Below are 213 nucleotides of genomic sequence, written 5' to 3'. Positions count from 1 at the left end.
GTTACAAACAACATACCCGTACCGATGAGGAAGGTTATATCGAGAAACTGCACATCACCCCCGCCAATGTCCATGAGTGCAACCATCTTTCCCCTTTGTTGGAGGGTATTGCCGAAGGTACGACCGTTTATGCCGACAAAGGCTACGACAGCAAGGAAAACCGGCAACATCTGGAAGACCATCAGTTGTTAGACGGCATTATGCGCAAAGCCC

Annotated in this window: 1 protein-coding gene; it reads left to right on the top strand. The window is 49.8% G+C overall.

The features are described 5' to 3' along the window. A partial coding sequence (locus HMPREF3277_RS08870) for a transposase (RefSeq protein WP_141765204.1) occupies positions 1–213 on the top strand: 213 nt, incomplete at both ends.

The sequence above is a fragment of the Neisseria sp. HMSC70E02 genome, assembly GCF_001838645.1.
Taxonomy (GTDB): Bacteria; Pseudomonadota; Gammaproteobacteria; order Burkholderiales; family Neisseriaceae; genus Neisseria; species Neisseria macacae.
This window is presented reverse-complemented; position numbering and strand designations above follow the sequence as displayed.